The organism is Paraburkholderia sp. MM6662-R1 (genome assembly GCF_050436245.1).
In the GTDB taxonomy this organism is placed as follows: domain Bacteria; phylum Pseudomonadota; class Gammaproteobacteria; order Burkholderiales; family Burkholderiaceae; genus Paraburkholderia; species Paraburkholderia tuberum.
The window spans coordinates 962,624-985,040 of sequence record NZ_JBNDLV010000004.1; the positions used below are offsets into that span (position 1 = coordinate 962,624).

Genomic DNA, 22,417 nt, shown 5'->3' on the forward strand with positions numbered 1-22,417 from the left:
AAATGGCTTATATGGGAAAGTTTTTAGTGAATAACGAACCTCTGTCACCGCTAACCATTTTCTGGATTGGAACATTCAACGCCTTTTCTGGTAATGACCAATACCTGAATCGGGGCGGATGCACGGCGGTGCCGAATAACGGCCCGATACCTGCCGGAAAATACTGGATCGTAGACCGGCCCACGGGCGGCATCGGCTCTCGGCTTTACGCGCAGGCGAAAGACAGCCTGAATACAATTGTCGGCCGTCCGTCCCATCACGAAGAGTGGTTCGCGTTGTACCGGGATGATGGCAGCGTTGACGACATAACCTGGGTTAATGGAATTAAGCGCGGGCAGTTCCGGTTGCATCCGGCAGGCGGCCGCGGTATTTCACTTGGCTGCATCACACTGCCGAGCTATAGCGATTTCATGAGAATCCGCAACGCGCTTCTGCATACTGTCACCATCCCCGCGCGCAGTTCGGGCCTGCGGGCATACGGAACTATTGAGGTCATCACGTATGGCAACACTTGTCCGTAGACTTTTCAAGGTCGTGCTGTTTTGCGGCCTGTTCCGTCTTTTCCTGCCTTACGTTCACACGTACCCCATACCGATGCCCAGAAGCCAGGAGCTTGCATGGCTACATGTCGCCAACCGGCTTGGTATCCGCGATCCCGATGACCTATTTTTCGCGGTGACGGTCGCGATGAATCTTATCGCGGCGACTCTAGCTTACGTGGCGATCATGAAGCTATGGCGGCACCATCGACGAACAAGGCGCACAGTGAGAGATAACGAATGACAGTCATCGAGGTCATCACGTATGGCAACACTTGTCCGTAGACTATTCAAGGTCGCGCTGTTCATCGGGTTGTTTTTTATATCAGCTCGTTATCCCACTATCCAATGAGTGGACAGAAGGCGAAGCGCATGCATGGTGGCGTGTTTCGGATTGGCTCGGTACTCGCGATCCCGAGGATTTGTATCTCGTAGTGTGGACGATTATTGAATTGATCGTGGCAGCGCTTGCCTATGTGGCCATCATGAAGCTATGGCGCCACTACCGCACGAAGTAAATGAAAGCCCCGACCATGAACCGCATCGCAGCGGCCGAGGCTCTCGTTCACCTCACTTGATCAAAGCGAAGCAGCCGGCGCAAACACCTGCGACGCCACCTCATCCACCGCCTCGCGCGTCAGCTTCACGATCTCGTCCACGTCGCCGCGCGACGTCACCAGCGGCGGCGCAAAGCCGAGAATGTCGCCGTGCGGCATCGCCCGCGCGATCAGTCCGCGCTGCATCGCGGCAGCCGACACACGCGGCCCGACCTTCAGCGCCGCATCGAACGGCGTGCGGACATCCTTGTCGGCCATGAACTCCAGCGCGGCCAGCATGCCCACGCCGCGCACTTCGCCGACGAGCGGATGCGAGTCGAACGCCGCATGCAATTGCTCCAGCAGATAAGCGCCGATTTGCGCCGCATTCTGCATCAGGTTCTCGCGTTCGAGAATCTCGAGGTTGGCGAGCGCCGCCGCCGCGCAGATCGGATGGCCCGAATAGGTCCAGCCATGCCCCAACGCACCCGATTCCTGCGATGCCTTATCGATCACGTCCCATACGCCTTCGCTGACGATCACGCCGGACAGCGGCGCGTAAGCACTCGTCAAACCCTTGGCGACAGTGATCAGATCGGGTTGAATGCCGTAGTGCTGCGCACCCATCTTCGAGCCAAGCCGGCCGAAACCGCACACCACTTCGTCGCAGATCAACAGGATGTCGTGCTTCTTCAGCACCTGCTGGATCGCGGGCCAGTAACCGGCCGGCGGCGGTACGATGCCGCCCGTGCCCATCACCGGTTCGCCGATGAAGGCCGCGATCGTATCGGCGCCTTCGCGCGCGATCAGTTTTTCGAGTTCGTCGACGCAGTACGCGACGAACTGCGTTTCATTCATACCGGCCGGCGCGCGACGATACCAGTGCGGACACACGGTATGCTTGACGCGCTCGATCGGCAGATCGAAGAACTGGTGGAAGCTCGGCAATCCCGTGAGACTGCCGGTGACGATGCCCGAGCCGTGATAGCCGCGCTCGCGCGAAATGATCTTCTTCTTGTTCGGGCGGCCCTTCACATTGTTGTAGTACCAGACGAGCTTGATCTGCGTTTCGTTCGCGTCCGAACCGGACATGCCGTAGTACACCTTCTTCATGCCCTGCGGCGACCAGTCGATGATGCGCGACGACAGCTCGATGATCGTATCGGTCGAGTGGCCGACATACGTGTGGTAATACGCGAGCTTCTTCGCCTGCTCGTAAATCGCTTCGGCCACTTCGGTGCGGCCGTAGCCGATGTTCACGCAATAAAGGCCGGCAAATGCATCGATAAAAGTCTTGCCTTGATGGTCCTCGATGCGGATACCTTTCGCGCCGGTCACGATCCGGCCCGGCAGCGCGCCGCTCGCGTGATCGTGCGCGTGCGTCGACGGATGCATGAAGTGCGCGCGATCGGCGCTCAGAAGTTGATCGAATTGAGTCATGGGTCGCTCCTTCGTGTGATGTCTGGATGAATGAATCGGTAGGTTCAGGCCATTGCGTCCGTCGCCATCGCATGTGCAGCGGCACGAGCGGGGGCGCTGTCGCTGACCGGCAAGCCAAGCTGGCCAAGGCAGAAATAACGTGTCTCGACAAACGGCTCGAAGCCTTCGACGCCGCCTTCGCGTCCAAGCCCCGACGACTTGATGCCGCCGAACGGAATCGGTGCGCCGGTGAACTTCGCGCCGTTGATGGACACCATCGCGAAGTCGAGTCGGCGGATCAGTTGAAACACGGTGTTCAGATCTTTCGCGCACACGTAGGCGGCGAGTCCGTACTCGGTGTCGTTCGCGCGTTCGACCACTTCGTCGAGCGAATCGAACGGCGTGACCGCCGAGATCGGCGCGAAATTTTCTTCGTCGTAAATGCGCATGCCGGGCGCCGCATCGGCGACCACGGTCGGCTCGAAGAACCAGCCGCCGCGCTCGTGCGCCGCACCGCCTACCGTGACGCGCGCACCCTTCTCACGCGCGTCGGCGACGCGCTGCACGGTCGTATTGAACGCGGCCTGGTGCATCAGCGGGCCGACGTCCACGTTCGGGTCGAATGCGCCGCCCACTTTCAACGCCTTCACGGCATCGCTATATCGCGCGACGAACGCTTCATACAACGAACGCGCGACGAAGATCCGGTTCGCCGCGCAGCAGTCCTGGCCCGAGGTCTGGAACTTCGCCGCGACCGCGACGCGCACGGCCTGCTCGAGGTCCGCATCTTCGGTCACGATGAAAGGCGCGTTGCCGCCCAGTTCGAGCGCGGTCTTCTTGATGCCTGCCCGCGCGGCCGTTTGCATCACTAGCGCGCCGACACGCGTCGAGCCGGTGAAGCTGACCGAGCGCACGCGGCTATCTGAAACCAGCGTTTCCATCGCCATTTGCGGCTCGCCGAGCACGACGTTGAACACGCCGGCCGGAAAACCCGCTTCTTCGGCGAGTTGCGCGAGCGCGAGCGCGGAGAACGGCGTCTCGTGCGCGGGCTTCGCGACCACCGTGCAACCGGCGGCGAGCGCGGCGGCGGCCTTGCGGGTGAGCATCGCGCACGGGAAATTCCACGGCGTGATCAGCGCGGCCACGCCGACCGGCTCGATGATCGTGCCCAGATGAGCGCCATCGATATGGGTCGGAATCGTGCGCCCATTCAGGCGCCGCACCTCATGCGCGAACCATTCGACGAAGCTCGCGCCATACGCAATTTCGCCGCGCGCTTCAGCAAGCGGCTTGCCCTGTTCGAGCGACAGAATCGCGGCGAGATCCTGCTGATGACGCAGAATCAGTTCATGCCAGCGCAACAGCAGCGCCGAACGTTTGGCGACCGGCACCCAGCGCCACGTGTCGAACGCGCGCTGCGCGGCATCGACCGCGGCGGTGATCTGCGCCGCGTCGAGCATTGGCACATGGCCGAGCACTTCCTGATTCGCGGGATTCTGCACCGCGACGCTCGCGGCGCTCGCGCTATGAACCCAGCGTCCATCCACGTAGCACAGCGATTTGAATAAGACCGGATGACCCAGCAACATGACGACCTCCTGTGTGCGATGTCTGCTATCACTGTAGGTCCGGCGACACTGCGGTTTTTTTTGTTGTCGCTTCTCGAAGGCTACGTTTTTTCTGCAATTCGCCGCATGGTTATCGGTTTTTCGGGTGGGGCTTTTCGTCGTACTTCGACCGCAAGTAGCGCGCCACTCAGCCGTTCTCGCCAATCGATTGTTCCGCCCATTCGGGCAAGCCTTCGGCCCCGCTTTTCACCACCTTCGTGACGATATAGGTGAAGTACTTTTCGATGCCCAATTCGTCGGTCAGCAACGTATCGATGAAGCGCTGATAGTGGTCGATATCGCGCGACAGCACCTGCATCACATAGTCGACACCGCCACCCGTCGCGAGGCATTGCACGACTTCGGGCGCGGCCGCGATGCGCTCCTCGAAGCGCCGCATGTCCGGCGCGGTATGACGCGCGAGCGTGACCTCGACCACCACGCGGCTGCCTTTGAACGCGCGCACCCAATCGATATCCGCGCGATACCCGCGAATCACGCCCTCTTCTTCGAGGCGCTTCACGCGCTCCCATGCCGGCGAAATCGACAGATTGATTTCTTCGGCGAGGCGCGACTTCGTGATGCGTCCATCGCTCGCGAGAATGCGCAAAATCGCGAGATCGTAGCGGTCGAATTTCATCGCGCGTTCAGACCGTTACCGGTATGCCTCGTTCGAGCACGTCGGCGACCACCGCAACCGTGTCGCCAATCCGCACGAGCCCCGGAAAATGCCGCGCGGCCAGCATGCCGCCGCGTCGCGCGCGATACTCGATCGGCACGGCGCCGGTGCGCTTCGCGTCGTAAATCCGCGCGATCACCTCGCCGCCGTCGACCATGTCGCCGAGGTCCTTGCACAATTCGAGCAGGCCGTCGTGCTCGCTCGTCGTGTAGCAGGTGCCGTCGGGCATATCGAGCAGCGTCGTCGTGCGCGGCGCGCTCCTGCTCGCGCTCGAGTGACCCATTGCTTCATCTCGCCTGATGATTCCCGCATGCTGCAGAAAGCCGCGCACACCACGCTCCGTAATCGCCACGCTCTGCACGGTCGCCGTGCCACCACCCCCGAGTTCGGTCGACACGAACACCTTGCCCGCTTCCTCGACGGCCGTGTCGTAAAGGCCGACGCTATCGAGTTCTAGCATCCGCATCGAGTACGGCGCGCCGAATGCGCGCATCGCTGCCTCGCAGCGCGCCTGCTGCGTCGTGTCGGGCAGCACGTGAATCGCGGCGAACGGCACGAAGTCGAGCGTGCGGCCACCCGCGTGCAGATCGAGCACATAGTCGGCGAGCGGCAGCAGATAGCGCTGAAAATAATCGGCGATCTTCTCGGTCACGGTGCCGTCCGGCTTGCCCGGAAAGCTGCGATTCAGATTGCCGTGATCGATCGGCGACGTGCGCGTGCCCGCGCGAAACGCCGGAAAATTCATGAACGGCACGATGATCACGCGCCCGCGTACGTCACTCGCCTTCAACGTGGCGGCGAGCTTCGACAGCGCAATCGGCCCTTCGTATTCGTCCCCGTGATTGCCGCCCGTTAGCAGCGCGGTCGGTCCCTCGCCGTTGCTGATCACGGTGATGGGGATCATCTCCGCGCCCCATGCGGAGACGTCGTGCGAATGAGGCAGCTTCAGGAAACCATGCTGTTCGCCGTCGGCATTGAAATCGACCGTCGGTTGAATCGGGGATGCCCGCATCTGTACTACTCCTTCGTGAGCCGCTTGCGCGGCGTATTGCCGTTCATCGCGCGTCATTTAAGCGGCGCGTCGTTGCCGAATGTCGTTCCCGCCTTCGCGGCACGCGCGCGCTGCAATGCGAGCGCGGCGATAGCGGTGTCCTGCGCGCCGGTTCCGGTCAGATCGCAGATCGTCACGTCGGCGTCGCTCGTGCGGCCCGCGGCCTGTTTCGCGATCACCTGGCCCAATTCGACGATCGCCGCATCGTCACGCATCGTGCCCGCGGCGAGCGCGTGATGCAGTTCGCCGAGCACGCGCGTTTGCTGCGCGCGGTCGCACACGTAGCGCGCCGCCGCCAGCGCGGCCGGCGCGATTTCGTTCTTGTGCTCGGCGTCCGAACCCATCGCGGTGACGTGCAGGCCCGGATGCAGATCGGCGGCTTCGATCAGCGGCGTGCGGCTCGGCGTGGTGGTAATCGCGACGTCCGCTTCGGCGAGCGCGTCATGAACGCTGGCCGCGACGTCGCATCGCACGCCGAGCGTGTCGTTCACTTCCGCGGAGAAACGCAGCGCGCTCGCCGCGTCGCGCGCCCATACGCGTACATGTTCGACGCGGCGCACCAGCATCAAGGCCCGCAGTTGCAGACGTGCCTGCTCGCCCGCGCCGATCACTGCGACCTGCGGCGTGTGCGCTTTCGCGAGCCAGCGCGCCGCGACCGCGCCGGCGGCCGCCGTGCGTATCGCGGTCAGATAGCCGTTGTCGAGCAGCACCGCTTCGGTCAGTCCGGTCTTCGCCGACAACACCAGCATCAGACCATTCAGGCTCGGCAGACCGAGCGACGGGTTGTCGAAGAAGCCTGGACTGACCTTGATCGCGAAGCTGTCGAGGCGCGGCAGCCACGCGGTCTTCACGTCGACTTCGCCGTTATGCGCGGGCAGATCGAGCCGCAGGATCGGCGGCATCGCGACCGCCTCGGTCGCGAGCGCGACAAAAGCGGCTTCGATCTGATCGATGGCCGCGAGATCGAGCGGCACGAGTTTGCGAAGCTCGGCTTCGCCAAGGAGCGTGATCGAGGTCATGATGGGGTGTGTTAGTTCGGTGACGGCGCGGCTTGCGAGGATTCGTTGCCGATGATCCGCCGATGCAGATTCATATCGATGTTCGCGCCCGTCACGACGAGCACGAGCGGCCCGCGCGCGATGCGTTCAGTGGGCAGCGCGTGATCGAGCACCGCGGCAATCCCCACCGCCGCCGCGCCTTCGACGACGAGCCGTTCCTGCCGATACGCATGCGCGATGCCGCGCGCGATCGACGCCTCGTCGAGCAGCACCGTCTCGTCGATCAGATCGCGCGTCAGCGCATATGTATAGCGGTTTTCGAGTCCGATGCCACCGCCGAGCGAATCGGCGAGCGTGTCGACTTCCTCGACCAGCACCGGCTGACCGGCGGCGAGACTCGCATGCATCGCGGCGCCGCGCGCCATCGTGACGCCGGTCAAGCCAATCGTGGGATTGGTGCTTTTCGCCGCGAGCGCGATGCCGGCAAACAGCCCGCCGCCCGACAACGGCACGACGATGTTCGCGACATCGGGCAAGCCCTCAACGATTTCGAGCCCGATCGTGCCCTGTCCGGCGATCACGCGCGGATCGTCGAATGGCGGCACGTACGCATAGCCTTCTTCGCGCGCGAGCCGCAATGCTTCGTGCTCGGCCTCGTCCTGACTTTGGCCGGTAATGCGCACGTGCGCGCCGAGCGCCCGTACCGCGTCGACCTTGTTGGCGGGCACGAGGCGCGACAGACACACGGTCGCGTCCATACCGAGCGCGCGCGCCGCATGCGCGAGCGCGCGGCCATGATTACCGGTCGATGCGGTCACCACGCGAGTGCAGCCCTGCTCGGCCAACTGCGCGAGCGCATTGGTCGCGCCGCGCAGCTTGAAGCTGCCGGTCGGCTGCACGGTTTCGAGCTTCAGATAAACCGGCGTGCCCGCGTGCGCCGACAGGCTCGGCGATTCGACGAGCGGCGTACGGCATACGCGACCGTCGATACGGCTGCGCGCGCGGTAAATGTCGGCTAACAAAAGATTGGTTGACGATGGAACGGACATGCACCAGGCCCTGCATCAAAGAGGTCGATTCGCTATTCGATGCGGGCACGGCTATCGCAGATAAACGCAGTGACTCGCGACCGCATCGCTTTCCATGCAGCCCAGTCTAGTGTTCTAAAAAAGGATTTTTATTGTCCTAGTTCATTTCGGTCAGCGCGTTACGCAATTCGCGCACCGGCGCGATCAGGTGAAATCGTGCACCTGCGGGTACTGCTCGAACACGTCGCGCATCGTTTCGAGCGCGGCTTTATAGGCGTCTTCGCTGACCTCGGCGCCGACGCAAACCCGCACCGCGTTGGGCCGGTCGGCGTCGCGCACGAGAAACGGATCGGGCGACGTGACTGCGATGTCGCGGTTGCGCAGTTCGCGCACCAGCCGATCGGTGCGCCAGTGATCGGGCACCCGCAGCCACGCCGAAAGCGCCTGCGGATGCGCGCCCAGGACATATTTACCGAGCGTCTGCTGCAATTGCGACTGACGCCGCCCGAGCCGCTCGCGCTGAATTTCGACGAGCCGCGCGGCCGTGCCGTCGACAACCCAGCGCGTGGCGATCTCGGCCATCGGCGGCGTCGCCATCCAACTGCTCACGCGCAGTACGCTCTCGGCGCGCAGCGCAAGCCGGCGCGGCGTCGTCATATAACCGATGCGCAAGCCGGCCATCACCGACTTCGTAAAACTCGTGCAGTAGAACGAAAGATCTGGAATCAGGCTCGAAATGGGCGTGGAATGTTTGGCCGGCAACGGCCCGTACACGTCGTCCTCGATCACGTATACGCCATAGCGTTCGGCGATTTTCGCAATCGCGCGACGCCGCGAATCGGGCATCAACGCGACGGTCGGATTGTTCAGCGTCGGTGTGCAGACGAGCGCCGAGATGCGCTCGCTGTCGCACATCTCCTCGAAATGCTCGGGGTGAATGCCGTACTCGTCGATCTCGAGGCCCTTCAGCGTGAAGCCGAGCACGTTGGCCGAACCTATCACGCCGTGATCCGTCAGGCTTTCGCACAGCACGGTGTCGCCCGGCCCCACCAGCGAAGCGAGCGCGAGAAAAATGCCGTGGGCGGCGCCGTTCGTGACGAGCAGCGTATCGGCCGAAGCCGGCATGCCGAGCGACGCGAGCCATGCAATACCCGCCTGACGATGATGCTCGAAGCCCGCGATCGGCCGGAACGCGCGAATCCACGGCTGATCGTCGAGCGTCGACAGCGTCGCGCAGACCTTGCGCCACATCGCGTCATGCTCGGACGTGTGAATGATGCGCGCGATCGAAAAGTCGACCACCGAACGCTCGGCCGTATCGAGCATGTAGCTCGACATCGTTTCGGTGACGCGCGCCGCGACGAAGCTGCCGCGCCCGACCTCGCAGCGGATCAGGCCTTGCCGCTCCAGTTCCTTGTACGCGTTGGTCACGGTCTGCACGCTGATCGCGAGTTCGGCGGCGACGTCGCGCTGCGGCGGCAGGCGCGCGCCCGGCGGCAGCGACGTGTTCTCGATGTCGCCGGCAATCGCCTTGACCAGTCGCTTGTATTTCGATTCCACGCCGTGCACCGCGCGCACGGCCTCGCGCCACTGCTCGATCACCGCTGCTCCTCCGTTGTGGCGGGCGCTGGCTCCATATGGAGTCGCGTCGTCTTGCTCGATCTCCATAGTGAGGCCAAAACGAGGCGGAAAAATATTGTCCTAGAGCAATTCGCGGAAGATTCCGCTGATAGGAGTGCTTCGAAGTCATTCCCCGCGTCCCGCGTTGAACGGAGTCGATCCCGCCTGACATGCTTACCGTCGAGACAGCGTTCGCAACACGCCTACTTACATCTCCTGAGCATTTGTGTCGCACTCGGACTGAAAAACAGCACTCTTTTTCTTGTCGAGTGCCCGCAACGGCATTTTGTTCCGATCGGCGTCGCGCATGGGTCCGTTGCAATGCCTGGCGTTTCGATACATCAGGACGGCACTGTAAGGGTGGTGACATGACCGCGTGGACGCGCCGGGAGATGTTGCACGCAACCGCTCTAGCCGTGGCGGCGGCGGTATCGGCGAAAGTTCATGCTCAGCATGGAAACATGGGGCCGGTCAGACCGCCCGTTCGCCTCACCGATGTTTCGGTAGTCGACCAGACTGGCACGACCCGAACGCTCGAAGCGTTGTTGCGTGAAGGCATCACTGCGGTGCAGACGATTTACACGGGTTGCAGTTCGGTTTGCCCCCTACAGGGAGCGCTATTCAGCGCCGTTCAAGACCGGATGCTACAAGCCCGTACACGCTATCCCATCCGCTTGCTCTCGATTGGAATCGACCCATTTGGCGATGTACCGTCCGCGTTGCGCGAATGGCTCCTGCGTTTCAATGCCGGTCCGCGATGGAATGCGGTCACGCTGGCGCCAGATGACGTCGACCGAACACGAACTGAGTTGGCGGGGCGCGCATCGCTGCCACGCAATGTCGCCGATCATTCGACCCATGTCTATTGCTTCGATCACGACGCGTTGTTGCGCTGGCGCAGCGCTGATCTTCCACGAGTCGAAGAAGTTTGTGATGTTCTCGGTGTACTGGGAGTTTGAATACGTTCGAAGTGATTTGCCTGACCAAAGTTGCCGATCACACCAGCCATACATGTAACCCGAAAAAGGGGGCATCGCGATGAAAGGAAATCTGTTTCCAGCAAGTCAAATACCACCGGCAAAGCCGGTGGCTTGAGATTGTGAGCGCCTCAAAGGCGCCCATAAAACCGTGAGCCGCCCGAGGCGGCTTACTCCATGGCCAGCTTCATCTGGTCATACCGCTCGCCCTCTTCTTCCTGATTGCGGATGTACGCTCGCACCATGTGCTCGTCCAACCCCACAGTGGAAACGAAGTAGCCTCGGGCCCAAAAATGCTCGCCCGTGAAATTTCGTTGCCGGGCTCCGTACTTTCGCGCTATCTGAATCGCGCTCTTGCCCTTGATGTAGCCGACCACATTCGATACCGCATACTTCGGCGGAATGCTCAGACACATGTGAACGTGATCCCCCATCAGGTGCCCTTCGACAATCTTCGATTCCTTGTGGGACGCCAGCTCATGAAACATTTCCCCAAGCTGCCGCCGCAACGCCCCGAAAATCCGTTTCTTCCGGCGCTTCGGGATAAACACCACGTGGTACTTGCAGTCCCATCGCGTATGGCTCAGGCTTTGATACTCTTTCATCGTGAATCTCCTTCTCTTGGCAGAGGTAGGAAATTCGCGCTGACCGTCGTAAAGGTCAAACCTTGGTGAGTCCCCCGGCAAAGCCGGGGGCTTACCTCACTGAGTTATCCAAAGTCGTCAGTAACGGACAAAAAAACGTTGACCCTGATAGTCCTCGGGTCGATGTTGATTGCGACGTGCGAGGATGTAGCAGCGCAGACCGCGCCGCCGTCGCAGTGGTCTGCACCGATTTCTTTGCCACTAGTGCCGGTGGCAGCAGCTAATCTGCCGAATGGAAAGGTGCTGGTCTGGTCAACTGCCAGCTCGCGGTGACGAACGCCTGCGGCACGAGCAGCAGCGCGGAGACGGCGAGGCAGCCGACGATCACGTTCCAGTGCCCGACGCGATCGGCGAACTTACCCAGCCATGACGACGAGATCATGCTGCCGAGCGCCGCGCCCGACATCACGAAGCCCGCGACCATCGTCACGCTTTGCGGCTTCGTGAGCTGCGCGACGTAGACGGTGATGATCGGCTCGATCGACATGTTCGCGACCATCAGCAGCAGACCCGTGGCAAGCATCGCGATGGCCGGCCCCTTGTCGTCCACCGAGGCCCACGCGCCCTGCTTCGGCGCGCTGTCCGCGCGCTTGCGAACCGGCATTTCCCGAATCAGGAACGCCGTCGCGAGAAAGGCGACGAAGATCGCCGCGCCCGAGGCCCAAAAGGTCGCGCGGATGCCGATCAACGGCGGCAGGAAGCCGCCGATCAGCGGGCCGACCAGATTGCCCGCCATGATCCCCGACGACAGCACGCCGAGCGCCCAGCCCGAACGCGCCTTCGGCGTCTGCGTCGCGACGAGGATCATCGAGCCCGACGCATAGCCGCCCAGCAGCCCCGCGAGCAGCCGCAACGCGACCAGTTGCCACGCCGAGTGCGCCATGCCGATCAGCGACATCGCGACCGCCATGCCGAGGCTCGAGCGAATCAGCATCAGCCTGCGGCCGTAGAGGTCGGCGAGCTTGCCCCGCAGCGGCGCGACAAGCGCGGCACTGAAGAAGGTCGCGCCGAACGCGGCGCCGGACCACTGCACGATCGCCGCGTGATCCTTGACGCCGAGTTGCTCGACGTAAAGCGGCAGGAACGGCAGCAGCAGCGTCATCGCGACGATGGTCGTGAACGAGCCGAACACGCATACGCCAAGATTGCGCTGCCAGTGCGCCGTGGCTTCGTCGGCCGTCGTGGCCTGCGCTTGCGGCGGCAGCGGTTCCGCCGATGGGACGTCGAGCTTGCGATTCATCTTTGGGAGTTTCCAGGTTGACTAGAAGCCGGTCGAGCTATCGAAAGCATCGTAACGGCGTGCGGCGCCATCAGGCAGTCAACCCGTCATCCTGGTATCGCTAATACCTCCTCCATAACTAATGGCCCGCGCGCGACGTACTGTGCGACGTCTGCGGCGCGGCCGCCGTCGATGCCGCCGCATCCGATACCCCGACCGCACCGCCCGGCAGATCGGCCCGCTTCGTCGAACTCACCGCATCCGGATAGAGCTGCATCAGCACGCGCAGCACGCCATTGGTCCAGCCGAAACCGTCCTGTAACGGATACTCGCCGCCGCCCGCGGACTTGTCGCTCGCGTCGCCGCCGAAGCGGGTGTTTATTGCCCCATTTCTTTAAAAGCGCTAGCGACTAGCGCTCTGGACGGGGTCGCCGGGTGTGCCGATCTGCTTCCAGCGAAATCGCGCATTCGGATGAAGCAGCCGAACGGTGTGTGAGCCTTGCATTACTCAATAGGGACAATTCTTTGTCCGCCAGATCGTAGTCCCTAGCGGACATTTCCTGCGCTTGATTTTTGATGGCCTAGGATTAACCTCACGATTTGCTAATATTTCCAAGAGGTGGCTACATGAATAACGCACACAACGTTATCGACGTTTTCGGCTCGTTGCAGCTTTGATCCTCGCCGGCATGGCGGCCTCGGGCGCACAAGCGCAAAGTTCGAACGCGGCACCGGCTGCGGCATCTGCGCCGGGTCTTGCAACAGCCGCTCAGGCGTCGTCAAACGCACTGAACCCATTCCCTCATGGCACGCACCCGTCTGGCGTCGGACCGAAAGTGCCGCCAGCCTTCGCCCTCGATGGATCGGACGTAGACAAACAGAACGGCGGAGACAAGATCAATCCGAATAAGTTCCTCGACGATACCGGGCCGGCGGTGGATACGCCGTACCAAGCTCCCGAAGCAGCGACTAAAGCTACATTGAGCCGGACACCAGGGGCCGTCGCCGCGCCAACCTTTACGACGACCGACTGGCCGACGTATGGCATGAACAGGCAGCGGACTGGGTATAACTCAGTCGAGACGGTGCTCACCCAGACCAACGTGACGACGTTGCAACAGCACTGGAAGTCACCTGTCCTGGACGGTGCCATCCTGACTCAGCCGGTACTGGCTACCGGGGTGACAATCAAGGGGGTGCCAACCGATATCGTCTATGTTGCGACAGAGGGGAACACTACATGGGCACTGAATGCCGCGACAGGGGCGGTCATTTGGCAAAGCGCCCCTATCCCTCAAGCTATCTTGACGAAGAACTGCACCGGGCTGTTCCAAGGCAAGATCGGGGTGCAGGGCACGCCCGTCATCGACCATGCCAACAACCGGATTTTCGTTGTGAGCGGGCGAGGCTACCTGCATGCGTACGACCTGGAGACCGGCGTGGATCTCCCGGGCTTCAACCTGCCACTTCTAGACGCAGCCAACGCTTCTCCAACAACGATGGTCTATGGCGGCTTGACGCTCAGTCCCGATAGTTCGTCGATATACGTGGCGACAGCCGGCGACCCCTGCGATACGGAGCCGTACCATGGACAGGTTGTCCACGCGTCCACCACCAACCCAGCTGCGATTCTGCAACGCTGGTACCCAGACGGCGCAAGCGGGCCAGACGGGGGCGGTATATGGGGTGCGGGAGGCGTATCGATTCCGCCTGATGGGACGGTCGTCTATGCACTCACGGGCAACGCATTCGCCAATCCGGAAAATGCCGCGTTCGCGGAGCACGTCGTGAAGCTCACGCCGACCCTGGCGGTAGCCGCGTCGAACTCGCCGCTTTCTCCGCCCAGCACGGACTCCGACTTCGGCGCTACAGCATTGCTCTTCCAGCGTCCAACCTGCCCGACGATGCTCGCGGCCTACAACAAGTCCGGCAGCCTCTTCATTTATAACCGAGCCACTATTCAGCAGCAGGGCCCCATTGAAAAGTTGACGATTTCCCTCAGTTCAGTCGACGGCAGCGACATAGGCCTTCCTGCATTCGACCCGGTGCTAAATCGGCTTTACGTCGTGTCCCCTGGCGGTTCGGGGAGCAACAACTTATACCAACACGGGGTCATTGCACTGTCGATCGACAGCAACTGTACTGTGAACCCCAAACCCGTGTGGCAGGCGGAAGTCGGCTTGAACAGGTCCTCGTTCAACCCGGCTATCCCGCCCGTCGCCGCAAATGGTGTGGTGTATTACGCAGACGGTTTGGGCAACGACTTTTACGCATTGGATGCAGCGGACGGGACCATACTCTTCCACGACCAATACACGCCAGTTCAAACCGGCGAGGGTAACTTCGCGTCGCCGATGGTCGTGAACGGGCAAGTCTTCGTCGCTGGTAGCGACCACGTGGTTCATGCCTATGGCCTCTGACTGCTAAATTCGTTAGGAATACGGTACCTTTTTCGCAAGAGTAACCATTCTGCCCTTATTGCGCGCAGTGATTCGCAGTATCGCGCCGCTGCGCGCGTCCTGCGGACACATCGCAATTCGATGTCGTCGACGCAGGCATTGCCGCGAGCGCTTCATGACATCGCGAATCTTTTTTAATAGTTGATAGCAGCGCGTTCCTTCGCGCTCGGGTCCTTTATTCACAGTGCCCTGACATCGAGTTCGACGAGCCTATCGTCTTAGCTCACTTTGTGGCTGCCATGAAAATGGAAGAAATATTTCGATGTACGAATAACAGCGTCGCAGATTTGACTGCACTCCTTAAAAATCAGATTGAAAAGATAATTTCTCCAACCGATACCGGTGGGACCAGCACGTTCGTTCCCCAGCCGACAGAAGGGATCAAGCTACTGAATTTCGTTTATCGAGAGCCCACGCTGGAAAACGTCAAACGCATGATGAATGTGTTTGTTTATGATCCTTCGGCACTGACCGATGACCTGCTGCAACAGCGTGTCAATAACTTGCAAGCCAACAAGCACCACGTCGAAAACTGGGTGGCGAGTATGGCAGGCAAACCCCAGGCAGTTCACAGACTACCAACTGCGATTGTCGGAGATCAAGGCGCCGACACTGATCATCTGGGGTAGAGAAGATCGATTTTTGCCCTTTGACATCGGGTTGCGTCTGCTATCCGGATTGCAGGAGGGATCGCCGGCCCGAAGCGTGCGTAGCATCACGGGTAGGAGGCGGTCGGGAACGGTTGAGGTGGCACATGGCGACGCTTTCCGGGCGGCAGTCGGCGTTTGCTGCCATCCGCCATGATGGTTTGGCGGATTTTAGCGCACTGAAATGTCCGATAATTCATAAAACGTCCTCCCCGCAGTTGATTGGCCTAGAACAGCGACGCGCTATGGAATACGGCTTCACTTCATCTTCGCTTGTACTATGATGAACCGGTGTGTTCCGTCCTGTCTCTTGAGTAGTCGCGATCGGTGCTGCGACCGGAGGCGCGGTTATTAGCATCGGCACCGTTGGTGTTGGCATATTCGTGATGCACGTGATGCCAGGTTCGGTGCCTTCCGATATTCGCATGTATGTTCCGTGGGCAATGTGCTCGTCGCTACCTACGAAGGAGTAGCATGACTGCATCCGGTTCTAACGTGGCATCGAGGCGAGTCGCCATTCTGGTCCTGCTCTGTCGCGACTACGCAGCGCTCGAACTCACCCTCGCCAGTCACATGGCGTACCGGCCAACAGGCGTCGAGTTCATCCTGCTTCAGAACTGCCGGGGCGGCTATGACGCGGAACGCACGCTTGCCGTCGCGCGGCGCTACGCAAGACTTTTTCCGGGCATCGTTCGGGTCGTCGACGACATTCCGCCTGGCCCACCCTATCGCACGATCAAAAAACTACTCTCGCAACCGGCGCTCGCCGAAATCGACTTGATCTGCAAGGTGGACGACGACGCGTTCCCGATCGCCGGCGAGTGGCTCGACAAGATGCTCGCCACGTACGACGCGGCGGAAAATGAAAGCGCGAACGAGCTTGCCTACGTCACCCCGCTGATCAACAACAACAACTTTGGCTTCCCTGAGGTGATGCGTGTGATGAACCTGGAGCGCGAGTACTTCACGAGCCAGGCGCATCCCCATTTCGTCGGAGCCGACGGGGACAAGCGCTTTCCGATGCGAATCATCCCTGCGGAGCAGATCGAGATCGGCACCAATGGCACGATATGGGGCTATCCGCACATCGCGCGCTGGCTGCATGAACGGACCACGCTTCAGCCTGATGCTTTCATCGCTGCCACGCGGGACCTCGAACCTTGCGAAGTGCCGTCAGAATCGCGCTATTCGATCGGCTGCATTCTTTTTCGCAAGCGGTTATGGGACATGATCGACGACGGTGGGCTCGATGACGAGCACATGATGCATGTCTACTGTGCGCGGAACCGGTTGCGAATCGTCTGTGCGCGCAGCGTGCCATTCGTGCACATCGCGTACTTCTCCCAGCGCGAGGAGAACCGCGACATCGTCGATGCCGCTCGCGCGCTTTACGACGCGAGGCTTGGCCATCCCTTCCCGATTGCACTCTACGCGGACCGTGAACGCGATATCGAAGCACGGCTGCGCTGGCTCGAAGATCACCCGCCGCAGGCCACCAAGGGGACGCTTGAAGCGTCGAAGCGTGTGAGCCGCGCGATCTATCGGCGAGTGCGCGCGCTGTGGAAAAACGGTCGCCGAGCGTGGTATGTCGTGACTGGCAAGCGCGATGCGACGAGCGGCCGACGCTCTCCGTCGCCATGACGATGCGCAAGATCCATCCCCGGATCTTCTATTGCTTCGTGAGAAGCCTCAATAGCCGCTGATCCTGCGAAATGCGCCATCTGGCACATAACGCAGAGCGCGCTGCTATCTATCGAATCGAGTGCGCACTGCGCTTGTTCATGGCGGTGACTCTGGTGCCGTCAACTATCCGAACGATCACGAATACACGAGGATTACGGAGTTCAAGTACCTCACCGGGCAGCAGCATCAGGGAACCTCGATCGTCAGGGAGTATCCGCGAGCCGAAGGCGAGTCGTACTATCCGATTCCACTCGGGCGGCTCAGGCGGTCAAGGTTTTCGACGATCAGCGTATCGCCGGGTACGACGTCACCGGCCTTGATACGCTCGATGAACGCGCCGAGCGCGCCGCCTTTCTTTACGTGCTCGCCCTTGTGAGCGCACTTGCCGCGGTCCTCCATGCGTAAAGAGCGATCGAGTATCAGGCCGTGCTGCTTGGCCCACGCTTCTGCGTAGGCATCCTGCCGCGCGATCGAGCTACCGTCTGCCTGCTGTGAACTCGAAAAACGGGCGCATGTATAGATTCGTGGCGTGTTGCTTATCGCGCTTTGCGCTTTCGTTGACATGGTTCATCTATCCTGTGGCGTACTAGCTATATTCAGCAAATCTATTCGCGGCAATCGAGCTTCGTCGAACTCATCGCGTCCGGATAGAGCTGCATCAGCACGCGTAGCACACCAGCGGTCGAGCCTTCGCTTCCATTCGGCTGAAGCCCTTGCTGGACGGAGCCCTGCGGGCATTCATCTATTGTGCTTTGAGGTCCAACGAGCTTGCCGGTGCGCTGGTAGTACGCGACGTCGGTGCGGATCCAGCGCGTCGCGATATCGCGCGCGAGTTCCGGCTCGCTATAGCGGCGGCGCAGCCCGATCACCGCGAGGTATTGCAGCGGCGCCCAGCCGTTCGGTTCGTCCCACTGCTGGCCGGTGTTGGTCCGCGTCGTCGCGAGGCCGCCCGGGCGCAGCAGATCGCGCCGGATCGTCTGCGCCACTTCACGCGCGTCGTTGCGTGGCGCGACGCCGGCGTAGAGCGGATACACGGTCGCGGCGGTGAGCCGGTGCGTCAGCGTGCCGTGCACGAAGTCGTAGTCGCCGAATGCGTGCAGTTGCGGATCCCACAGGACGCGGCGGATTGCATCCGCGCGCACGCGGGCGCGTAGTTCGAGGTTCTCGGCGTGGCCCGCATCGCCGGTCACGCGGTAGGCTTTCGCGAGTGTGCGTTCGAGGTCCACCATCAGGCAGTTCAGGTCCACTGGCACGAGCGACGTCACTTCGATGGTCGCGAGTGTCCTGCCGTCGGCGAACCAGCGCGAGCTGAAATCCCAGCCGGTTTCGCCGCCCGCGCGCAGTCATCGCTGCGAGTCACACCGGGCTGATCGGTGCGGACCGCCGCGATGACATTGCGTCCATCCTCGTCGAGCTGGGCGAATACGTCGATCCAATCCGCGAAAATGGTCCCCGTGGAGTAGTACTTCTCTCCTGTGACGGTCCAGCGTTCCGCGTGTCGAAGAAGTTTGTGATGTTCTCGGTGTACTGGGAGTTTGAACAACAGTGCCGATTACACCATTCATATCATGTCACCAGAAAGGGGGCGTCGCGATGAAACCAGACCGATTTCCGCCAAGCCATTTAAAGTCGTCAGCAACGGGCAAAAAAGCATTGGCCTTGATAGTTCTTGGGGCGATGACGATTGCGACGTGCGAGGTCGCAACAGCGCAGACCGCGCCGCCGTCGCAGTGGTCTGCACCGATTTCCGTACCACTAGTGCCGGTAGCAGCGGCTAATCTACCGAATGGAAAGGTGCTGGTCTGGTCGGCTGATAGTCCGCTGGATTTTACGGGCGGCGAAGTGAATTTGACGAGGCACGAGAACAACCGGGGCACCTATACCGCGATCTTCGATCCGGTGGCGGGAACGAGCACGCAGCTGTTTGTGACCAATATCGGCCACGACATGTTTTGTCCAGGCATCGCCAATCTTCCCAACGGCGATATCTTTGTGACGGGTGGATCGACTAGCGCGAAAGTCAGTGCTTTCAACACCGCCTCGGGACACTGGACAGTACAGAAACCGATGAACATTCCGCGCGCCTATCAAGGCAGCGTGACACTGAGCAACGGTGATGTGTTCGTATTGGGGGGCTCGTGGAACGGTGGGCTAGGAGGCAAGAGCGGAGAAACGTGGAGCAAGTCGGGCTGGCGCGAGGATTCCGCGGTAACTGCCAACCTGGGCGACCCTGACATAACCAACGATGCCGAAGGGATATTTCGTGCGGACAACCATATGTGGTTGTTCGCGGATTCGAACGGCACGGTTTTCCACGCAGGGCCGAGTCGAGCGATGCAGTGGATTAGCACCGCGGGCACCGGCAGCATATCGGCGCCGGTCAATCGAGGGGCTGACAATGACGCGATGACCGGCAACGCGGTCATGTATGACGTCCGCAGAATCCTCGCGGTCGGTGGTGCGCCTAACTACGGAAACGACTACGCGACGTCGAACGCAACATTGATCGATATCAGCAACGGAGGGGCGAGCACGCGCACGGTAGCGCCAATGAATTATCAGCGCGCGTATGCCAACAGCGTTGCCTTACCCGACGGCGAAGTCGTCGTGGTTGGCGGTCAAACCTATGCGCTGCCTTTTTCTGACGACAATGCGGTTCTGACGCCGGAGATCTGGAGCCCCGCGACCGAAAGCTTCACGCCGCTTGCGCCCCAGGCCGTCCCGCGCACTTATCACAGCGTCGCGCTGCTTTTGCCGGACGGACGCGTTTTGAGCGGTGGCGGGGGCTTGTGCGGGGGATGTGCGACCAACCACCCTAACGTCGAAATACTGACGCCGCCGTATCTTCTCAATGCGGACGGTTCGCCAGCATCACGCCCCACGATCTTGTCGGCGCCTTCCAACGCAAGTCTGGGTTCGTCGATCTCAGTGAGCACTGATAGAGCGGTCAGCGCTTTTTCGATGATGCGCCTATCGTCGGCAACGCATTCGCTCAACAACGAGCAGCGACGTGTTCCGTTAAGCTTTGGCGCGAGCAAAAAGCCAGGCCAGTATGAGCTGCAGATTCCGGGCGATTCCGGAGTCGCCGTGCCCGGCTATTACATGTTATTCGCGCTCGACGCGAACGGCGTACCGAGCGTCTCGACCACGATTCGAATCCATTGATGACGCGCGCCTCGAATCGGGCCGCCTTCAAGATATACGTGGTGGCGGCCATATTTCTGGTTGCGGTCGAACCCGCGGCAAATGGCGTCGATTCGTCCCGATCCATCGAACTGGGACGTGAGATCTTTAGCGGGCAGCACGCGCTGGTCGCGCACTTGCGCGACGACAATCGTACGCTGCCTGACAATGCGGTCCGGTGTATCAATTGCCACGGCCACGCGGACAACGCAGCGTCTTTTGCGCCCCCGTTGACAAGCCAGTATCTGCTCAGCGATACCCGCCGACGCGGCGGCCCGCCGAGTCGTTACGATTTGGGCTCGTTCTGCCGGGCCTTGAATGTCGGTGTTGATCCGACCGGAATCGTCCTGAAAAAGGCGATGCCGCAATACACGTTCAGCGATACAGAATGCGCAGCGCTTTGGAGCTTTGTCACCGCCCGGTAGGGCTTCGCCCGCTGGACATGTGAAGTTTTCTCGCATGGCTCATTGAACTGGATGACGCATACACTCGAACAAACGCGCCAGATCTTCAGCGCTTCGGGTCAGTGTTTCAAATGCCCTCGCGCCAAGGACTATATTCAAACTCTGCCTTCCGGCTGATCGCCCGCTACGGGCGTCGACGGATCATTCCGTCGACTACTTGCGTCAGGACAGATCCAAGGGTGTGTGTCATGAGATGTCCCATTCGTGCATGGTTGGTGCGGCGGCCTACGCAGGTGACGGCGGTCTCGCGGTTTAGGCGATGCTGTCGGGTCCAAGGGGGCTCGCGTTCGGGCGTGACGGAGCGCTGTATGTCGCCGATGGTTTCAGGATCCGCAAGATCACCGGACTCCCAGGTCGTCACCGCTGGGATTGCCGGGACAAACGGCGCTACGGCCTTGACGGCAACGATGGTGACGAAGATTGAGGTCAGAGTTGCAGAGCAAAACAACGGGCATCGCTTGGCCCGGAGAAACCGAAGCTTCCAGGAGCCTGTCCATGTCCGCGCCGAGAATCAGCGTTCTGCTGCCCGTCTACGAGGTCGAGGACTATATCGAAGACTGTCTGGATTCCCTGCTGTCACAAACCTGCACTGATTTCGAAATCATCGCCGTCGACGACAGCAGCCCCGATCGCTCAGGTGAAATCGCCGCCCGCCCGCTCGCGCAACAGGATCGCATTCCATGGAAGTTGATCAGGAACACCGACAATAAAGGGCTCGCTGAAACGCGAAAAATCGCCGCATCGGAAGCGCGCGGCGACTATGTGCTCTGCGTCGACAGCGACGACCACGTTCATCGCGATCTGATTCGCACCGTGCTGCGCGAAGCCGACCAGCACGACGCCGATATCGTCATTTTCGCCGCCGAACACGTGAGCCCCGATGGCGCCGTCAACGCTCGCATCGATTCCGGCGACTGCATCATCACCGGCGTGCAAGCCGTGCAGAAAATCATGGGACTGGAACTGCAAGCCTTTTGCTGGAACAAACTCGTGCGCCGTTCCATTTTCGTCGCGGCCGACCATCCGTGCGCTCTCATCTACGAAGACCTTTGCGTGACGGTGCAGACGCTCGCCACCGCGAAAATCGTGCGGCTCATTCCGGACAGCCTTTACTCATACATGTTCCGCGAATCGGCAATTTCCAGGCGCTTCAACCCGCTGGTCGTCGATCTTTTTGTCATCATCGACCGCGTTGAAAAACGCACTGCGTTCCTCCCGATTCCCGACTACAAACGTCTGTTGTTCCGGCTCAGATACATCTTCGGATACCGCACGATCGCGTTTCAGGCCGCTATGACCGCGCCGAGCTACGAGCTCGCGAGCCCGATCCTATATAGCGTTTCGAAGAAGCTGCGTGTGAAGCACCTGATCGGCATGTATGCGGACGGGCGGCCGAAGCTCTCCGTTGCGGTGACGATGCTCAAGATCCATCCGTGGATCTTCTATTGCTTCGTGAGACGCTTCAATCATCACTGATCCTGCGAAATGCGCCATCTGGCACATAACGCAGAGCGCGTTGGAAGTATCCGTTTAACCCTCTGAAAGGCACGGCGTTTGCGTACCCCAACGGGCCGCGCCTACTGACGACGAAATCTGGTGACCCTGTGCGTATGACATATATGATGGGCTTATGCTTATGCCGCGCTTGTCCTGAACTTTCATCG

Annotated in this window: 17 protein-coding genes and 7 pseudogenes; 11 read left to right on the forward strand and 13 right to left on the reverse strand. The window is 61.0% G+C overall.

All coding sequences use genetic code 11. The features are described 5' to 3' along the window. The first annotated feature begins 2 nt into the window (after positions 1-2). The 3 genes and pseudogenes from OKW39_RS34310 to OKW39_RS34320 all read left to right on the forward strand — a co-directional run bounded on the left by OKW39_RS34310 (position 3) and on the right by OKW39_RS34320 (position 1,057). Entirely contained in the window at positions 3-521 is a 519-nt protein-coding gene (locus OKW39_RS34310; protein WP_429564660.1) for a DUF2778 domain-containing protein, read from the forward strand. Beyond that, complete coding sequence (locus OKW39_RS34315) at positions 502-783, forward strand: hypothetical protein (protein ID WP_429564661.1); 282 nt, start codon at positions 502-504, stop codon at positions 781-783. The genes OKW39_RS34310 and OKW39_RS34315 overlap by 20 nt, the downstream gene beginning before the upstream one ends. Before the next feature lie 21 nt (positions 784-804). Next, positions 805-1,057, forward strand: a pseudogene (locus OKW39_RS34320) (hypothetical protein). Between the two features lie 60 nt (positions 1,058-1,117). Here OKW39_RS34320 and OKW39_RS34325 read toward each other — a convergent pair. From OKW39_RS34325 to OKW39_RS34355, 7 genes are all read right to left on the reverse strand, one after another. Further along, positions 1,118-2,515 carry an aspartate aminotransferase family protein gene (locus OKW39_RS34325; protein ID WP_429564662.1) on the reverse strand — a complete coding sequence of 466 codons (1,398 nt, stop codon included), beginning with the start codon at positions 2,513-2,515 and terminating at the stop codon, positions 1,118-1,120. A 44-nt stretch (positions 2,516-2,559) separates the two neighbouring features. Further along, positions 2,560-4,083, reverse strand: coding sequence for an NAD-dependent succinate-semialdehyde dehydrogenase (locus OKW39_RS34330; RefSeq protein WP_429333312.1), 1,524 nt, complete (start codon positions 4,081-4,083; stop codon positions 2,560-2,562). A 166-nt stretch (positions 4,084-4,249) separates the two neighbouring features. Further along, positions 4,250-4,741, reverse strand: coding sequence for an Lrp/AsnC family transcriptional regulator (locus OKW39_RS34335; protein ID WP_187610663.1), 492 nt, complete (start codon positions 4,739-4,741; stop codon positions 4,250-4,252). A gap of 7 nt (positions 4,742-4,748) precedes the next feature. Further along, positions 4,749-5,792 (reverse strand): N(2)-acetyl-L-2,4-diaminobutanoate deacetylase DoeB, encoded by a 1,044-nt coding sequence (gene doeB / locus OKW39_RS34340; RefSeq protein WP_429564663.1) that lies wholly within the window; start codon positions 5,790-5,792, stop codon positions 4,749-4,751. A 53-nt stretch (positions 5,793-5,845) separates the two neighbouring features. Further along, a complete protein-coding gene (locus OKW39_RS34345) occupies positions 5,846-6,850 on the reverse strand; it encodes a cyclodeaminase (protein WP_429564664.1) in 1,005 nt (334 codons plus the stop codon). An 11-nt stretch (positions 6,851-6,861) separates the two neighbouring features. Beyond that, on the reverse strand, positions 6,862-7,878 hold the full coding sequence (eutB, locus tag OKW39_RS34350) for a hydroxyectoine utilization dehydratase EutB (RefSeq protein ID WP_429564665.1): 1,017 nt from the start codon (positions 7,876-7,878) through the stop codon (positions 6,862-6,864). A 183-nt stretch (positions 7,879-8,061) separates the two neighbouring features. Beyond that, entirely contained in the window at positions 8,062-9,459 is a 1,398-nt protein-coding gene (locus OKW39_RS34355; protein WP_429564666.1) for a PLP-dependent aminotransferase family protein, read from the reverse strand. A 410-nt stretch (positions 9,460-9,869) separates the two neighbouring features. Between OKW39_RS34355 and OKW39_RS34360 the strand changes: the two genes are divergently transcribed. Continuing rightward, the gene (locus tag OKW39_RS34360; protein WP_429364530.1) at positions 9,870-10,436 is read left to right on the forward strand and encodes an SCO family protein; all 567 of its coding nucleotides are present in this window, start codon (positions 9,870-9,872) and stop codon (positions 10,434-10,436) included. Positions 10,437-10,624: 188 nt separating this feature from the next. Here OKW39_RS34360 and tnpA read toward each other — a convergent pair whose 3' ends face one another. From tnpA to OKW39_RS34375, 3 genes and pseudogenes are all read right to left on the reverse strand, one after another. Then, entirely contained in the window at positions 10,625-11,059 is a 435-nt protein-coding gene (gene tnpA / locus OKW39_RS34365) for an IS200/IS605 family transposase (protein ID WP_429364532.1), read from the reverse strand. Positions 11,060-11,351: 292 nt separating this feature from the next. Then, a pseudogene (locus OKW39_RS34370) lies at positions 11,352-12,338 on the reverse strand (MFS transporter); the annotation flags it as partial. Between the two features lie 118 nt (positions 12,339-12,456). Beyond that, positions 12,457-12,681, reverse strand: a pseudogene (locus OKW39_RS34375) (trehalase family glycosidase); the annotation flags it as partial. Positions 12,682-12,991: 310 nt separating this feature from the next. Between OKW39_RS34375 and OKW39_RS34380 the strand changes: the two are divergent. The 4 genes and pseudogenes from OKW39_RS34380 to OKW39_RS34395 all read left to right on the forward strand — a co-directional run. Beyond that, positions 12,992-14,737: a PQQ-binding-like beta-propeller repeat protein gene (locus OKW39_RS34380; RefSeq protein WP_429564667.1), complete on the forward strand. Its 1,746-nt coding sequence runs from the start codon at positions 12,992-12,994 to the stop codon at positions 14,735-14,737. Between the two features lie 377 nt (positions 14,738-15,114). Beyond that, a pseudogene (locus OKW39_RS34385) lies at positions 15,115-15,457 on the forward strand (alpha/beta fold hydrolase); the annotation flags it as partial. Positions 15,458-15,897: 440 nt separating this feature from the next. Next, positions 15,898-17,064: a hypothetical protein gene (locus OKW39_RS34390; RefSeq protein WP_429364535.1), complete on the forward strand. Its 1,167-nt coding sequence runs from the start codon at positions 15,898-15,900 to the stop codon at positions 17,062-17,064. Between the two features lie 151 nt (positions 17,065-17,215). Beyond that, positions 17,216-17,356, forward strand: a pseudogene (locus tag OKW39_RS34395) (UDP-galactopyranose mutase); the annotation flags it as partial. Here OKW39_RS34395 and OKW39_RS34400 read toward each other — a convergent pair. From OKW39_RS34400 to OKW39_RS34410, 3 genes and pseudogenes are all read right to left on the reverse strand, one after another. Next, on the reverse strand, positions 17,344-17,670 hold the full coding sequence (locus OKW39_RS34400) for a recombinase family protein (protein WP_429364537.1): 327 nt from the start codon (positions 17,668-17,670) through the stop codon (positions 17,344-17,346). The pseudogene OKW39_RS34395 and the gene OKW39_RS34400 sit on opposite strands and share 13 nt — an antisense overlap. 193 nt (positions 17,671-17,863) lie before the next feature. Further along, positions 17,864-18,449, reverse strand: a pseudogene (locus OKW39_RS34405) (trehalase family glycosidase); the annotation flags it as partial. Further along, a pseudogene (locus OKW39_RS34410) lies at positions 18,449-18,595 on the reverse strand (monooxygenase); the annotation flags it as partial. The pseudogenes OKW39_RS34405 and OKW39_RS34410, both read right to left, overlap by 1 nt. Before the next feature lie 104 nt (positions 18,596-18,699). Between OKW39_RS34410 and OKW39_RS34415 the strand changes: the two are divergent. The 3 genes from OKW39_RS34415 to OKW39_RS34425 all read left to right on the forward strand — a co-directional run bounded on the left by OKW39_RS34415 (position 18,700) and on the right by OKW39_RS34425 (position 22,229). Further along, the gene (locus OKW39_RS34415) at positions 18,700-20,271 is read left to right on the forward strand and encodes a galactose oxidase-like domain-containing protein (protein ID WP_429364538.1); all 1,572 of its coding nucleotides are present in this window, start codon (positions 18,700-18,702) and stop codon (positions 20,269-20,271) included. Then, on the forward strand, positions 20,271-20,714 hold the full coding sequence (locus OKW39_RS34420; protein ID WP_429364540.1) for a hypothetical protein: 444 nt from the start codon (positions 20,271-20,273) through the stop codon (positions 20,712-20,714). Before OKW39_RS34415 ends, OKW39_RS34420 begins: the two co-directional genes overlap by 1 nt. A gap of 534 nt (positions 20,715-21,248) precedes the next feature. Then, positions 21,249-22,229: a glycosyltransferase family 2 protein gene (locus OKW39_RS34425; protein ID WP_429564668.1), complete on the forward strand. Its 981-nt coding sequence runs from the start codon at positions 21,249-21,251 to the stop codon at positions 22,227-22,229. Positions 22,230-22,417: the final 188 nt, after the last annotated feature.

Coding starts and splice junctions, on each gene's coding strand:
- OKW39_RS34310 (WP_429564660.1), top strand. CDS start 3: ATGGCTTATATGGGAAAGTTTTTAGTGAATAACGAACCTCTGTCACCG.
- OKW39_RS34315 (WP_429564661.1), top strand. CDS start 502: ATGGCAACACTTGTCCGTAGACTTTTCAAGGTCGTGCTGTTTTGCGGC.
- OKW39_RS34325 (WP_429564662.1), bottom strand. CDS start 2,515: ATGACTCAATTCGATCAACTTCTGAGCGCCGATCGCGCGCACTTCATG.
- OKW39_RS34330 (WP_429333312.1), bottom strand. CDS start 4,083: ATGTTGCTGGGTCATCCGGTCTTATTCAAATCGCTGTGCTACGTGGAT.
- OKW39_RS34335 (WP_187610663.1), bottom strand. CDS start 4,741: ATGAAATTCGACCGCTACGATCTCGCGATTTTGCGCATTCTCGCGAGC.
- doeB (WP_429564663.1), bottom strand. CDS start 5,792: ATGCGGGCATCCCCGATTCAACCGACGGTCGATTTCAATGCCGACGGC.
- OKW39_RS34345 (WP_429564664.1), bottom strand. CDS start 6,850: ATGACCTCGATCACGCTCCTTGGCGAAGCCGAGCTTCGCAAACTCGTG.
- eutB (WP_429564665.1), bottom strand. CDS start 7,878: ATGTCCGTTCCATCGTCAACCAATCTTTTGTTAGCCGACATTTACCGC.
- OKW39_RS34360 (WP_429364530.1), top strand. CDS start 9,870: ATGTTGCACGCAACCGCTCTAGCCGTGGCGGCGGCGGTATCGGCGAAA.
- tnpA (WP_429364532.1), bottom strand. CDS start 11,059: ATGAAAGAGTATCAAAGCCTGAGCCATACGCGATGGGACTGCAAGTAC.
- OKW39_RS34390 (WP_429364535.1), top strand. CDS start 15,898: ATGACTGCATCCGGTTCTAACGTGGCATCGAGGCGAGTCGCCATTCTG.
- OKW39_RS34400 (WP_429364537.1), bottom strand. CDS start 17,670: ATGTCAACGAAAGCGCAAAGCGCGATAAGCAACACGCCACGAATCTAT.
- OKW39_RS34415 (WP_429364538.1), top strand. CDS start 18,700: ATGAAACCAGACCGATTTCCGCCAAGCCATTTAAAGTCGTCAGCAACG.
- OKW39_RS34420 (WP_429364540.1), top strand. CDS start 20,271: ATGACGCGCGCCTCGAATCGGGCCGCCTTCAAGATATACGTGGTGGCG.
- OKW39_RS34425 (WP_429564668.1), top strand. CDS start 21,249: ATGTCCGCGCCGAGAATCAGCGTTCTGCTGCCCGTCTACGAGGTCGAG.